The 13,270-nt window shown below is 53.0% G+C and carries 12 protein-coding genes; 9 read left to right on the top strand and 3 right to left on the bottom strand.

Annotated elements, in window-relative coordinates; all coding sequences use genetic code 11:
* The first annotated feature begins 37 nt into the window (after window positions 1-37).
* The 5 genes from prfB to ACGHAD_RS12490 all read left to right on the top strand — a co-directional run bounded on the left by prfB (window position 38) and on the right by ACGHAD_RS12490 (window position 5,358).
* Window positions 38-1,133, top strand: a protein-coding gene (prfB, locus tag ACGHAD_RS12510) for a peptide chain release factor 2 (protein ID WP_339617288.1) whose coding sequence is annotated in 2 segments (ribosomal slippage) — window positions 38-109 and window positions 111-1,133 — 1,095 coding nt in all. Because the reading frame shifts where the segments join, the coding sequence is not laid out codon by codon here.
* A 31-nt stretch (window positions 1,134-1,164) separates the two neighbouring features.
* The gene (lysS, locus tag ACGHAD_RS12505; protein WP_339617287.1) at window positions 1,165-2,655 is read left to right on the top strand and encodes a lysine--tRNA ligase; all 1,491 of its coding nucleotides are present in this window, start codon (window positions 1,165-1,167) and stop codon (window positions 2,653-2,655) included.
* A 3-nt stretch (window positions 2,656-2,658) separates the two neighbouring features.
* Entirely contained in the window at window positions 2,659-3,195 is a 537-nt protein-coding gene (locus ACGHAD_RS12500) for a YaeQ family protein (RefSeq protein WP_382418480.1), read from the top strand.
* Window positions 3,196-3,223: 28 nt separating this feature from the next.
* Window positions 3,224-4,072 carry a thioredoxin gene (gene trxA / locus ACGHAD_RS12495; RefSeq protein WP_382418482.1) on the top strand — a complete coding sequence of 283 codons (849 nt, stop codon included), beginning with the start codon at window positions 3,224-3,226 and terminating at the stop codon, window positions 4,070-4,072.
* A 329-nt stretch (window positions 4,073-4,401) separates the two neighbouring features.
* The gene (locus ACGHAD_RS12490; protein ID WP_382418484.1) at window positions 4,402-5,358 is read left to right on the top strand and encodes a DUF4380 domain-containing protein; all 957 of its coding nucleotides are present in this window, start codon (window positions 4,402-4,404) and stop codon (window positions 5,356-5,358) included.
* An 88-nt stretch (window positions 5,359-5,446) separates the two neighbouring features.
* On the opposite strand, the gene fucP is transcribed toward ACGHAD_RS12490, so the two are convergent.
* Window positions 5,447-6,763, bottom strand: a complete 1,317-nt coding sequence (gene fucP, locus ACGHAD_RS12485) for an L-fucose:H+ symporter permease (RefSeq protein ID WP_339617281.1) — start codon at window positions 6,761-6,763, stop codon at window positions 5,447-5,449.
* 286 nt (window positions 6,764-7,049) lie between these two features.
* Here fucP and ACGHAD_RS12480 point away from each other — a divergent pair, with 286 nt between their 5' ends.
* Window positions 7,050-8,066, top strand: coding sequence for a LacI family DNA-binding transcriptional regulator (locus ACGHAD_RS12480; protein WP_339617280.1), 1,017 nt, complete (start codon window positions 7,050-7,052; stop codon window positions 8,064-8,066).
* Window positions 8,067-8,372: 306 nt separating this feature from the next.
* Here ACGHAD_RS12480 and ACGHAD_RS12475 read toward each other — a convergent pair whose 3' ends face one another.
* Window positions 8,373-8,783, bottom strand: coding sequence for an MAPEG family protein (locus ACGHAD_RS12475; protein ID WP_339617279.1), 411 nt, complete (start codon window positions 8,781-8,783; stop codon window positions 8,373-8,375).
* 164 nt (window positions 8,784-8,947) lie between these two features.
* Between ACGHAD_RS12475 and fabV the strand changes: the two genes are divergently transcribed.
* Genes fabV through lpxL form a run of 3 tightly spaced genes read left to right on the top strand, consistent with a single transcriptional unit; the run spans window position 8,948 to window position 11,973 of the window.
* A complete protein-coding gene (gene fabV, locus ACGHAD_RS12470) occupies window positions 8,948-10,132 on the top strand; it encodes an enoyl-ACP reductase FabV (RefSeq protein ID WP_382418487.1) in 1,185 nt (394 codons plus the stop codon).
* A gap of 11 nt (window positions 10,133-10,143) precedes the next feature.
* The gene (locus ACGHAD_RS12465; RefSeq protein ID WP_382418489.1) at window positions 10,144-11,046 is read left to right on the top strand and encodes an acyltransferase; all 903 of its coding nucleotides are present in this window, start codon (window positions 10,144-10,146) and stop codon (window positions 11,044-11,046) included.
* Between the two features lie 6 nt (window positions 11,047-11,052).
* A complete protein-coding gene (lpxL, locus tag ACGHAD_RS12460) occupies window positions 11,053-11,973 on the top strand; it encodes an LpxL/LpxP family Kdo(2)-lipid IV(A) lauroyl/palmitoleoyl acyltransferase (protein WP_382418491.1) in 921 nt (306 codons plus the stop codon).
* Window positions 11,974-11,981: 8 nt separating this feature from the next.
* Here the strand turns inward: lpxL and ACGHAD_RS12455 are convergent, their stop codons facing one another.
* Entirely contained in the window at window positions 11,982-13,238 is a 1,257-nt protein-coding gene (locus tag ACGHAD_RS12455; RefSeq protein WP_382418493.1) for a serine hydrolase domain-containing protein, read from the bottom strand.
* Window positions 13,239-13,270 lie beyond the last annotated feature (32 nt).

Raw genomic sequence — 13,270 nt, 5'->3', positions numbered from 1 at the left:
GCGCCTTTTAGACAGCAATATTAGGCAGTATTTATCCATGGAAATTAATCCGCATCTCACCGCATTAAAAGACCTTAAAGCGCGTACCGACGTGCTTAGGGGGTATCTTTGACTACGACACCAAAAAAGAGCGCTTAACCGAAGTCGAGCTAGAGCTTGGCGAGCCAGACGTTTGGAACGAGCCCGAACGGGCCCAAGCGCTGGGTAAAGAGCGCTCATCCCTTGAGGCCGTGGTAAAAACCATCGACGACTTGGATGCGGGTGTCGCCGACGGTGAAGAGCTGTTGAGCATGGCCAAGGAAGAAGACGACGAGGACAGCCTGAACGAGGTGATCGAGGAGATCGAGGCGCTCGATCAGCAGCTGCAAAAGCTTGAGTTTCGCCGTATGTTCTCGGGTGAGATGGACGAAAACAGCGCGTACTTGGATATTCAGTCTGGCTCGGGCGGCACTGAGGCGCAAGATTGGGCCGAGATGGTGCTGCGCATGTACCTGCGTTGGGGCGAGGCCAAGGGCTTTAAAGTGACCTTAGAAGAGGCCTCGGCCGGTGATGTGGCGGGCATAAAAAGCGCCACCATCCGCTTTGAGGGCGAATACGCTTTTGGCTGGTTACGCACCGAGACAGGTGTACACCGTCTCGTGCGCAAATCCCCGTTCGACTCTGGCAACCGTCGCCACACGTCGTTCTGTTCGGTGTTTGTCTCGCCCGAGATCGACGACGATATCGAAATCGATATTAACCCCTCCGATGTTCGCACTGACACCTACCGCGCTTCGGGCGCCGGTGGTCAGCACATTAACAAAACCGACTCGGCGGTGCGTTTAACCCACGAGCCAACTAATGTGGTCGTGCAGTGCCAAAGCGAGCGCTCGCAACACGCCAACCGCGATAAAGCCTGGAAGATGCTGCGTGCTAAGTTGTACGAGCTAGAGATGCAAAAACGCAACGCCGATAAACAAGCGCTGGAAGACACCAAATCGGATATCGGTTGGGGCAGTCAGATTCGCTCTTATGTGTTGGATGATCAGCGCATTAAAGACTTGCGCACCAGCGTGCAAACCAGCAACTGTCAAAGTGTGTTGGACGGATCGCTGGATCAGTTTATTGAGGCGAGCCTTAAGGCCGGACTTTAATCGAATTTACACCTTTATTGATGGTGCCCCTATGAGCAACGAAAACACCCAAGCAAACAGTCAAGACGAAAACAAGCTGATTACCGAGCGCCGCGCTAAACTCGCCGCCATTCGCGAGCGCGGCAATCCGTTTCCTAATAAGTTTCGCCGTACCGACAACAGTGTCGATTTACAGGCAGCATTTGGCGACAAGGGCAAAGAAGAGCTAGAAGAGCTGGACCATCAGGTCACCGTTGCCGGCCGTATTATGGCTAAGCGCGGCCCCTTTATGTTGATTCAAGACGCCGTGGGTTCGATTCAGTTTTACGCCCATAAAGACGTACAAAAAGCTATTAAAGCCAGCGATGGCCAGTGGGATGTTGGCGATATTGTCGGCGGCACCGGCCCGATACATAAATCGGGTAAAGGTGATTTGTACGTGAATTTAACCGAGTGGACGCTACTGACGAAATCATTGCGCCCGCTGCCGGAAAAATACCACGGCTTGGCTGACCAAGAGACGCGCTATCGCCAGCGTTACGTGGATTTAATTATGAATCCCGAGGTGCGCGACACCTTCCGTTTGCGCTCTAAGTGTATTAGCTTTATTCGCAACTACTTAGACGGCAAAGACTTTATGGAAGTCGAAACGCCGATGCTGCAAGTGATCCCCGGTGGGGCCACCGCACGACCGTTTGTTACTCATCACAATGCGCTGGATATTGATATGTATCTGCGCATCGCCCCCGAGCTGTACCTTAAGCGTTTGGTGGTGGGCGGCTTTGAGCGGGTTTACGAGATCAACCGCAACTTCCGCAACGAAGGTGTCTCGACCCGGCACAACCCCGAGTTCACCATGCTGGAGTTTTATCAGGCCTACGCCGATTACCATGACCTGATGAACTTGACGGAAGATATGCTGCGTAAGCTGTGCCAAACCTTAATGGGCAGCACCACCGTTGTATACCAAGACAGCGAGTACGATTTTGCCAAGCCTTTTGCGCGTATGAGCGTGTTCGACTCGATCTTGAAGTACAACCCAGATTTAACCGCTGCCGATATCAGCGACTTGGAGTCGGCTCGCGCCGTGGCTAAACAACTCAAGGTGCCACTCAAAGACAGCTATGGTTTGGGCAAAGTGCAAATCGAAATCTTTGAAGCAACCGTCGAGCATCTGCTGGATCAGCCAACGTTTATCACTGAGTACCCCACCGAGGTATCGCCCCTGGCGCGGCGCTTGGACGATGACGAGTTTGTCACCGAACGGTTTGAATTTTTTATTGGTGGCCGCGAAGTTGCCAATGGCTTTAGCGAGCTAAACGATGCCGAAGACCAAGCGGAGCGCTTCAAGGCGCAAGTGGCTGAAAAAGACGCTGGCGACATAGAGGCCATGCACTATGATGCTGATTATATTCGCGCCTTGGAGTATGGCTTGCCGCCTACCGCAGGGCAGGGTATTGGTATCGATCGCCTTGTGATGTTGTTTGCTAACGCTTCCACTATTCGCGATGTGTTGTTGTTCCCGCACATGCGTCCGGAGTAGGTTATGGCACTAGGCGCCAGTGTGTATAAAGTCAATTTAAATCTGTCGGATACCGACCGACATGTTTACCTTGATACTAAATTGACTCTGGCGCGCCATCCGTCCGAGACTGAAGAACGCATGATGATCCGCTTGTTGGCCTACTGTTTTAACGCTTCGGACGATTTAACGTTTGGCAAAGGCCTCTCGACTGACGACGAACCCGATTTGTGGGAAGTTGACCCTGCCGGGGTGATTCACCAGTGGATCGAGGTGGGTCAGCCGAGCCTCGATCGCGTTAAAAAAGGCCGCTCGCGCTCGGGCGCGCAGCAAATATTCACCAGTGGCCGTGGTCGCGATCAGTGGTGGCAAGCCAATGCCGCCGAGTTTGCTAAGTTTCAGCACTTAACGGTGCGACACTTAACCGAGAGCGAAATCACCGAGTTGGGCGCACTCGCGGCCAAAAATATGACACTGTCGGTGTGTATTTCTGAGGGCAGTGCTTTTATCAGCAGCGACCAACACTCGGTTAATGTGACGCCGCTTAGCGAGTTGTCTTAATTATTTAAACGTAAGTAAAAACCCGACTATGAATATCGTAAACGTTACCGCAGAAAACGCTCAGCAACAGGTGATTGATGCCTCGTTTAACACACTGGTTATGGTCGATTTTTGGGCCGAGTGGAGCGAGCCCTGTAAAACACTGGTACCACTACTGGAAAAAATTGCCGGCGAGTACCCAGGCGACCTAGTGCTGGCCAAAATCAATGCCGACGATCAGCAGATGCTCGCCTCGCAGTTTGGTGTGCGCAGCGTGCCTACGGTCATGCTGATTAAAGATGGGCAACCGGTCGATGGTTTTGCTGGCGCGCAATCCGAAAGCCAGATACGCGAGATGTTGGATAAGTATTTGCCTAAAGCTTGGGAGGCCACCCTGGGCCAAGCGCGCGCTTACCTCGATGAGGCAAGCTACAAAGAAGCGCTACCACTGTTGCGTCAAGCGTTAGAGGAGTCAAACCAGTTGCCGCAAATCGCCTCGCTGACGGCGCTATGTTACGCCGAGCTAAATCGTTTAGAAGAGGCCGAGGCTTTATTAGCAAATGTTAAGCTCGCCGAGCAGGACGATGTCTATCAGCAAGCGACGGCCATGCTTGAGCTGAAAAAACAATCGGCTGGCTCGCCCGAGCTGGAAAAATTAGCTGAGCAACACGAGCAAAACCCCGACGATTTAAACACCGCCTATGCCTACGCCGTGCAACTTAACGCTGAGGGTCAACACCGCCAAGCGTTAGAGTTATTACTCGATATTTTTAAACGCGATCGCAGCTTTAACGATGGCGCCGCGCGCAAAGCCATCACCGATATTCTTGCCACTTTAGGCAAAGGCGACCCGCTGGCGGTGGAGTATCAGCGTAAGCTGTTTACCTTGTTGTATTAAAGGCATTTTATCGGAATAAAATTTTACTGCCAAAATGCGGTGGTCAAACGATTTACAGTTGTGCGGTTGTTTGTTTGCCTTCAGCCGCCGGGCGAGCGCGTCCCATTTTGTAATGCGACGAAAAACGCACCTAGACGCCTCGCCCTGACGATACTTGCGCAAATGTCCTATTTGCTAACCCCTTAAAATAAACCTGCACTTGGCCGGGTGCAGGGGGTGCTACTGCGTAGATGGCTGGGCATGAAGTGTTTCGTGTTTATTAGCCAGTATCTTCATGCCATGTTAAAAACTGATTTAACGTCTGAGAACTTAACGATAAAGGAAGCACCATGCGCCTGTGTCCGCTTATCATCGTCGTAATTATGATTGTCGGTTGTGGTCCGGCGCCGAGTTCGGCTACATCGCCCTCCGCGGGGCAGGCCGTTACACCCCCCGATTACGTAACGCTTAGCCCTAACAGCATTAAGTTTCGCCGGGGCGACCTGACGCTCAATATTAACCCGGCCGCTGGTGGGCGTATTAGCTCATTGCGTTTTGCCGGAAAAGAGCGGCTTATTACCCAGCGCGAGGCAAAAGGCAATAATTGGGGCAGCGTGCTTTGGCCCAGTCCACAGCAATCGTGGGGCTGGCCACCGCCTGCGACGCTCGACTCTAAACCCTATCAGGTGTCGGTGACCGAGACCGGTGTGCGTTTAAGCAGTGAGATAGATCCCGAACTTAAGGTTTCTTTTACCAAACACTACCGCTTAGGGGATATTGCCAATACCTTGGTGGCCACTTACCGCATTACCAATCACGCCGATCAAGCGGTTACTTTGGCGCCCTGGGAGATTACTCGTTTGCCGGCCGCTGGCGCGGTGTTTTTTCCCACCGGTGAGACGGAACCGGTAAAGGGGCAGTTTGCATCTTTACCGTTAACCGCCGTAGACAACATTAGTTGGTTTGATTACCCGGCAAACGGCATTGGGCCCGATAATCACAAATTGATGACCGATGGTGAAGAGGGGTGGTTGGCGTATCACAATAACGACTGGTTGCTGGTTAAAGTGTTTGATGATGTGCCGTCACAGTTAATGGCGCCGGGCGAAGGTGAGATTGAAGTCTACGCCAACGGTGAAAACACTTATATCGAGCTGGAACAGCAAGGCTTTTTAACCACCTTAATGCCGGGGCAAGCGTTGGCCTGGCAAGTGGTGTGGGTGTGCGATCGCGCCGCCCCCAATACTGACCGTACCACCTTAATTAAGCGCGCTCGCACCTTGGCAGGCCGGGCCCGGACGTTATAAGTTTATTGATCGATACCTATAAAAAAAGCCCGGTGAATATCGCCGGGCTTTTTTATAGCTGAGTAGGGTAAGGTACTGGCTGTTGTGCTTACATGTCCTTGTAGAGATTGGCGTATTTAAAACCAAAAAACATAATGTAGACATAGCACAACGCTGGCAGTAAAAACGACAGTTGAATACCGATAGTGTCGGCCAGTACACCCTGCAACAGCGGGATAATCGCCCCGCCAACAATCGCCACACACAGCAGGCCAGAGCCTTGACTGGTGAATTTACCCAGACGGTACAGCGCCATACTAAAAATGGTGGGGAACATAATGGAGTTACACAGGCCCACCGCCAAGATCGACCACATGGCAATCTTGCCCTCAAAGAATACGGCAATCAACACTAAGGTAATGGCGGCGATGCAGTTAAAGGCGAGCACTTTGCCTGGCTGCACATGGCGCATTACCACAAAACCGATAAACCGCCCAATCATCGCGCCACCCCAATAAAAGCTCACGTAGGTGGCGGCTTGGTGCTCTTTTAAGCCTGCAATATTGCTCTCGCCTAAAAAGTTGACCAAAAAACTACCGATGGCAACTTCGCCACCCACATACATAAATAGACCAACAACACCGAGCATTAGATGAGTTTTGCTAAAAATAGACTCTTTTGCGGCGGGGTGTTCCAGCGCTTGCTCGGCGTCAGCAACCTCAGGTGTTTCGTCGTCGTGGGTAATCTTGGGCAGCTTTGCGAGCTTAAAAAAGATGGCCAGCGCGATTAGCGAGCCGGCTAATACTAAGTAAGGCATTTGCACGGCAGCCGCTTCTTTGGCTTTGGCGGCCGCAGACTCCATCTCGGACATGGCCGAAGGGTCCAGTGCTTCACCGGCGGCGGCTAAAATCAACAGGCCGCCCAGCGCTGGGGCAATGGTAGTGCCCAGAGAGTTAAATGCCTGAGTAAGGTTAAGGCGGCTCGATGCAGTGCGCGCCGGCCCAAGTACGGTAACGTAGGGGTTGGCGGCCACTTGCAGTACGGTAATACCGGCGGCGAGAATAAAAAACGCGATCAAAAACACCGTGTAGGTGCTCATAGAGGCTGGGTAAAACAAAAAGCAGCCAAAGCCTGCTATTACAAGACCGGTAACCGCGCCGTTTTGATAGCCAATTTTACGAATCAGTGAGCCGGCTGGGAGCGATACCACCGCATAGGCAAAAAAGAAGCAAAATTGCACCATCATCGCCTGGGTGTAACTTAGGGTATAAACATTTTTTAAGTGTGGGATTAGCACGTCGTTCATCGCTGTGAGCAAGCCCCACATAAAGAACAAAATGGTGATGATAACCAGTGGGCCGGTATAGCTCTGGTTAGTATTGCCGTTCACCGTCTTGGCGCCGACACTCTGGGGGGCAGTTGCCATAAATACACCTCAAGGAAGATTGTTATTAAGTTTGCGTACGCAGTTACCGTTATTAGGGGGAGCAGGCCCTAATTATGTGCGTCAGGTGTGCCTTTATTGTCGCTATATTTTAGTTGCGGTACTCGATTTTTAGAGCTGTTACCGTTATTAGGCGAGCCTACTATAAAACAAACTGACAGCGCTGTCAGCCGGTTTGATAACAGAGCGCGACATTGGCGCTGAAAGGGCCCCATAGGGCAGAATGGGGCGATAGGGTAGAATGCAGCTTTTACTGTGGGAGTGAGTTTTGGCCAAAGCAACCATTGACGATGTCGCCGCGCTTGCCGGCGTCTCCATGAAGACTGTCTCGCGGGTGGTTAATAAAGAGCCTAACGTGCGTGGCAGCACGCGCGACAAGGTTCAGGCGGCTATTGACGAACTGGATTATCGTCCGAGTCAGTCGGCCCGCTCGTTGGCCGCCAACCGCTCTTACGTGTTGGGGCTCTTGTACGACAACCCTAGCGCCAGTTACGTGATTGATGTTCAAGATGGTGCGTTAACCACCTGTCGCCGCTCTGGTTACGATTTACTGATTCACCCTTGTAAACGCGATGCCGCTGAGCTTTTAGCCGAGGTCCTTGGGCTGGTGCGCCAGGGGCGGGTGGATGGCTTAATACTCACGCCGCCACTGTCGGATATGGCCGAGCTGGTGCAAGCACTGGTAAACGCCGATATACCTTTTGTGCGTCTATCGCCTACCGAGCACAAAGAAGCCTGCCCCTATGTACAGACCAACGACCAAGAGGCCGCGTACGATATGACCTGTCGGCTGATCGAGCTGGGCCATCAGCACATCGGTTTTATTATCGGCCACCCCGATCACCGCGCCGTTACCCAGCGCTACGCCGGTTATGTGGCAGCGCTTAAAGAAAATGATTTAACGCTGGATAAAAGCTTGGTCGTGCAGGGCTATAACTCGTTTGATTCGGGCCGGGACTGCGCCCGGCAGCTGTTGTCATTATCCGAACGCCCCAGTGCTATTTTTGCCAGTAATGATGATATGGCCGCCGGCGTGATCATCGAGGCGCACCACCGGGGTATCGTCATGCCTGCCGAGCTGTCGGTAGCCGGTTTTGATGATACTCCTGTGGCCCACCAAATTTACCCGTCCCTTACCACAGTGCGCCAACCCATCGCCGAGATGGCGGCAAAGGCGGTAGAGCTATTGCTAAAACAGCTTAAGGGCAAGTCGGTGCAGATGCCGGCGGCGATTATGAGCTGCCGAATATTGGAGCGAGAGTCGACGGGAAAGGTGAAGCCGTGATGGTTTAAGGTGGGCCGAGGGGGTAACGGGCAGCTACACGCTGCTGGTGTTTTAATGAACGCTAATCTTTACAGAGACCTTTAGCGCCTGTCTCCAGGCATTAAAGGCTGCGATCAATCAGCCCGCCTTCAATACCGGTATAACATCAGCCTCGGTTGTTCGCCGTAAATCCTCTGCGCCAATACAATAATTGGCGCAGGTTCAGCATTGGCAAGCTCGCGTCTTGTTATCGTTTAATCAAGTGAGCGACGCCTTCCAGGGTGTGTTGCCTTTCAGCCCCCAAATAAAGCCCGGTGGGTAAAAGTGCTAACGCGCCAGTGCCGCGCCTACCAATACCCCCCACATCGCCAGTAGGCAAACCACACTGGCAAAAAACGAGCGCATACGCCAGCGCACTTTGCCGCGCAGGTGCAGCGTTGCTTGGGCAATGCGGCAAGCCACGTACAGCCACGCTAGTACCAGCATTAATGTGCCGGTTAGCTGAGTCACCATGGCGGTTAAGCAAGCCGCGTAAAACAAAATCGGCATTTCCAACAGATTGTTGTAACAGCGCTGGGTGTAGACCATCATTGCTGGCAGTTGGTCGGTGGGGGTAGCGTAAGTTCTAAAGTGTTCTATGGGTACCTGGCCGCTTTTGATGGCCGATACCCGTGCTTTAAACATACGCAGGGCGACGTAAAATGTTAGTAGTACCATGGCCGCCATTGGGTAGATCATACAACCTCCTATCGGGTTTAGGCGCCTACATCACCTGGCAGGAATCGCTGGGCTCTGTTAATCGGCGCTAAGAGCACTATAATACCCCCTTTTCAGTTGGCGCAACCAGCGGGTTGCGCAGCGGCAGGCGGCCGCTCGATACTTATACAACAGGATGCAAGTCTATGATTATCAAGCCAAAAGTTCGTGGTTTTATTTGTATTAATGCCCATCCAGAAGGCTGCGCTGCCCACGTGCAAGAGCAAATTGACTACACTCGAGCTCAAGGTGAGGTGGTAGGTGGCCCCAAAAATGTACTGGTGATCGGCTGTTCGACCGGCTACGGTTTGGCGTCGCGCATTACGGCCGCTTACGGCAGTGGCGCCAAAACCTTAGGTTTGTGCTTCGAAAAACCGCCCACCGAGCGCAAAACGGCGTCTGCGGGTTATTACAATACCGCCGCGTTTCATGCTGCCGCCGAAAAGGACGGCCTGTACGCCCGCACCATCAATGGCGATGCCTTTAGCAATGAGATCAAAGCCGAGGCCATTGCCGCCATTAAAGAAGATTTAGGAAAGGTGGATTTGGTGGTTTACTCGCTGGCATCGCCGCGCCGTACCGACCCCAACACCGGTGAGACCTACAATTCAGTGTTAAAGCCCATCGGCGAAGGCTATACCGCTAAAAACCTTAATACCGATACCATGAAGATCGGCGATGTAACCGTTGAGCCCGCAAGCGATGAAGAAATTGCCAACACGGTTAAAGTGATGGGCGGCGAAGACTGGGAAATGTGGATGGACGCCTTAGCCGAGGCCGGTGTTTTGGCCGATGGCGCCAAAACGGTTGCTTATACTTATTTGGGCGACAAACTGACGTGGCCCATCTACGGCCGTGCCACCATTGGTAAAGCTAAAGAGGATCTGGATCGCGCGGCGTCAGCGATTGCCGAGCGTTTGACGGACAAAAGTGTAAGCGCGAATGTGGCGGTGCTAAAAGCGCTGGTGACTCAGGCGGCGGCGGCAATTCCCGTTATGCCTTTGTATATGTCTATCTTGTTTAAGGTGATGAAAGAGCAGGGCACCCATGAGGGCTGTATCGAACAGTTGCAGCGCTTGTTTACCGAATGTTTATACGCCGATAGTCCTCGTTTAGATGATGGCGGCCGGTTTCGGGTCGATAACAAAGAATTGGAGCCCGCCACTCAGGCCGAGGTAGAGGCCATTTGGCCCCAGGTGACCGAAGAGAACCTAATGGAGCTTACCGATTACAAAACCTATCACGAAAACTTTTTGAAGTTATTCGGTTTTGGTTTTGACGGCGTAGATTACGATGCCGAGACTTCGCCTTTGGTATCACATAATTTCTAAGTGATCGTTTGATGTCGTTTATCTCTGCGGCGCGGGGCATTTTTTCACTGTTACTGTTTGTCTTGGTGACTTTGGCCATTAGTGCCCCGCTGATTAGTTTATCGTTGCTTAAGTTGGCGGCCTACCGTAGTCGTTATCGACCGCTGCTGACGCGCTGGCTGGATAAAATAGCCAGCGCTTGGATTACGGCTAACAATCTTCATCAGCGTTGGCTGTTGCCTACCCGTATTGTCTATCAAGGCCCAGAGCACTTGACCCGGCGGCAGTGGTTTATGTTGGTGGTTAACCACCAAAGCTGGGTTGATATTTTGGTGTTACTGCGGCTGTTTAACCGCGAGGTGCCTTACTTTAAATTCTTTTTAAAGACGTCACTGATGTGGATTCCAGTGCTAGGGTTGGCTTTCTGGGCGCTGGACTTTCCGTTTATGCGTCGTCACACCAAAGCGCAAATTGCTCGCGATCCAAGCTTAGCGGGCAAAGATTTAGCCACCACGCAAAAGCAGTGTGAGCGCTATAGCAATAAACCTGTGACAATTATTAGCTACTTAGAAGGAACACGCTTTACCCCAGCGAAACACCGCGCCCAAGGGTCGCCTTACTGGCACTTGCTTATTCCTAAAGCTGGTGGCTTAGCCTTTACTTTAACCGCCATGAATGGCCGTATTAAAACGTTACTCGATGTCACCATCCACTACCCCGGCGGTAGGCCCAGTTTTGTCGAGTATATTTGTGGCCGGGTAGGGCGCATAAATGTCCACGCTCGCGAACTGGCGGTGGGTAAAGATTTACTGGGTAATTACACTGAAGATGCCGAGTTTCGCACGCACTTTCAATATTGGATCAATCAAGTGTGGCAAGAGAAAGATGAGCGCTTAGAGGCGTTAACGCAGCGCGAGTTATCACATGAGAAGTAATGGTTTATGAGTCGTACCCGTTTTAGCGCTGCATTACTTAAGCCGCGTCATTGGCTGTCTTGGTTGGGGGCAGGCTTATGGATAGTGCTGGCTCAGTTACCCTATAAATGGCAGTTGTGGGTGGCGCGTCAGCTGGCCCCTTTGTTGTATTTAAATAAAAAGCGTATTAACTATGCGCGAGTGAACCTCGAGCGCTGTTTTCCCGAAAAATCAGACGCTGAGCGTGAAGAGCTGCTAAAGAAAAATACCGAATCTATGATAACCGCTGCCTTCGAAACCGGCATAGGGTGGTTTTGGAGTGCCCGGCGTTTACGTAAATTGCACACTATTGAGGGTGTCGAGCATATCCACGAGGCGCAACGCCAAGGCAGCGGTATACTGTTGTTAACCACACATTTTAGCACGTTGGATATTGGCAGTGCGTTTCTCGGGTGTAATGTTGAGTTTGACGGCCTTTATCGCCCGCACGGCAACAAAGTGTACGATTATATCCAGCGCAAAGGCCGAGAGTCCTATTGTAAAACCGGCGAGGCAATTCCGCGCGATAACATTCGCGGTATGATTGCCAAGTTACGCCAAGGGCGGGCGGTGTGGTACGCACCCGATCGCGATTTGGGGGCTAAAAACAGCGTGTTTGTGGATTTTTTTGGCGTGCCAGCCGCGACCATCACCGCCACCAGCAAAATCGTTAAGCTCGGCAGAGCAAAAGTAATTCCGTTTACACAGGTGCGCATGGACGATGGCTCGGGTTACAAGTTAACCATCCACCCGGCGTTTGAAAACTTCCCCAGCGGGGACGATATCGCCGATACTCAGCGAGTGTCGGATTTTATGGCCGAGCAAATCGCCAAATGCCCCGAGCAGTACTTTTGGGCTCAGCCGCGCTTTAAAACCCGTCCGCCGGGCGAGTCGGATTTTTACGAGTAGCCTGATCGCTACTCGTTCACAGGGTCCGTCTCTTTTGCCGCATCTATAAAGTGGCGGGCGATAAAAATCGCCAATTCGCCAAACTCCCAGAACTCATCGACTTTGCTGTTCATGCTGATCGCGATCGACATCTGATACTCTGGGATGACCATTAGCCAGCACTGGGCGCCGCGCGAGACACCGCCGTGATTGAGGTTGGTGGCCATGTAATCGTCGCCTTTATGCAGGCGCCAGCCGAGGGCGTAGTTTTGCGGGTTGAGTTCGCCGCTGCCGAGGCGCTGGGGCTGCCAGAAGCGCTCGCGAACATCAGTGGGAATAAACCCCGTATCCAGCCAAGCCGAACCGAGCTTTACCAAATCCGAGGGCGTTGAGACAAAGCCGCCGCCGGCGAGGCGGTGGCTCAGGTCCACCTGACGCCAGAGCTTGGCCCGATCACCCCGCTTCCAGTAAAAGCGGGCCATGGGCTCGCGGTGCTCGCCCGGGTCGGCGCCGGTGGCGTTCATCTGCAAAGGTGTCATTACCCGCTCTTGCATCAACTGCTGATAAGGTTTGCCGGCGGCGCTTTGCATCACCGCGCTGAGCAGCACTGTGCCGTAGCTTGTGTACTGAAAATCACTGCCCGGTTCAAACGCCAGCGGCGTGTCATCAAAGATGGCCAGTGAGTTTTCAACGTCCTCGTAGTGGGTTTGCAGCGCCATGATGCGGTAGAGGCCGGCCCACTCAGCGGTGTGCTTATACTCCACCAGCCCGGCGGTATGGGAGGCCAGTTGCCGCGCCGTGATGTTGTGCCACTGACGGTTGGGTAGCTCGGGCAGGTAGCGGGTAATCGGCGCGTCCAGCTCAACGGTGCCATCGGCCACAAGCTGGGCCAGCGCCGTTATGGTCAATGGCTTGGATACGCTGCCAATGCGAAAGCGTGTTTGCGGTGTCACGGCCACTTTGTTTTTGATGTCCGCCCAGCCGACAGCGCCAGCCCAAACCCGTTTGCCCTGAATGGCCACGGCGGCGGATAGCGCAGGCGCTTGTATCGCCTGACGATGACGGCTTATTTCCTTCAGTGACCGGGCGGCGGCTTGGCGATAAGTGTCGTCATCCAGTGTGCTTGAGCTGGGTCCTTCGGCGGGTATGGTGACATAACCCCAGGCTGGCATAGGGGCATCGCCCTTGTAGGCGAAAAACTGATAGACGGGCCAGGCAAACCACAGGCAGGCGCCCAGTGGTAAAAGTACGGCAAGGGTAATGGTAATAAGGCGTTTGTGTGGCATAGAGTCCTCCTGTGTGGGAGGACGATTGTGGT

The sequence above is a fragment of the Gilvimarinus japonicus genome, from assembly GCF_042847215.1.
Classification (GTDB): Bacteria; Pseudomonadota; Gammaproteobacteria; order Pseudomonadales; family Cellvibrionaceae; genus Gilvimarinus; species Gilvimarinus japonicus.
This window is presented reverse-complemented; position numbering and strand designations above follow the sequence as displayed.

Excerpts from the sequence above, each read along its gene's own strand:
- lysS (WP_339617287.1), top strand. The coding sequence starts at position 1,165 with ATGAGCAACGAAAACACCCAAGCAAACAGTCAAGACGAAAACAAGCTG.
- ACGHAD_RS12500 (WP_382418480.1), top strand. The coding sequence starts at position 2,659 with ATGGCACTAGGCGCCAGTGTGTATAAAGTCAATTTAAATCTGTCGGAT.
- trxA (WP_382418482.1), top strand. The coding sequence starts at position 3,224 with ATGAATATCGTAAACGTTACCGCAGAAAACGCTCAGCAACAGGTGATT.
- ACGHAD_RS12490 (WP_382418484.1), top strand. The coding sequence starts at position 4,402 with ATGCGCCTGTGTCCGCTTATCATCGTCGTAATTATGATTGTCGGTTGT.
- fucP (WP_339617281.1), bottom strand. The coding sequence starts at position 6,763 with ATGGCAACTGCCCCCCAGAGTGTCGGCGCCAAGACGGTGAACGGCAAT.
- ACGHAD_RS12475 (WP_339617279.1), bottom strand. The coding sequence starts at position 8,783 with ATGATCTACCCAATGGCGGCCATGGTACTACTAACATTTTACGTCGCC.
- fabV (WP_382418487.1), top strand. The coding sequence starts at position 8,948 with ATGATTATCAAGCCAAAAGTTCGTGGTTTTATTTGTATTAATGCCCAT.
- ACGHAD_RS12465 (WP_382418489.1), top strand. The coding sequence starts at position 10,144 with ATGTCGTTTATCTCTGCGGCGCGGGGCATTTTTTCACTGTTACTGTTT.
- lpxL (WP_382418491.1), top strand. The coding sequence starts at position 11,053 with ATGAGTCGTACCCGTTTTAGCGCTGCATTACTTAAGCCGCGTCATTGG.
- ACGHAD_RS12455 (WP_382418493.1), bottom strand. The coding sequence starts at position 13,238 with ATGCCACACAAACGCCTTATTACCATTACCCTTGCCGTACTTTTACCA.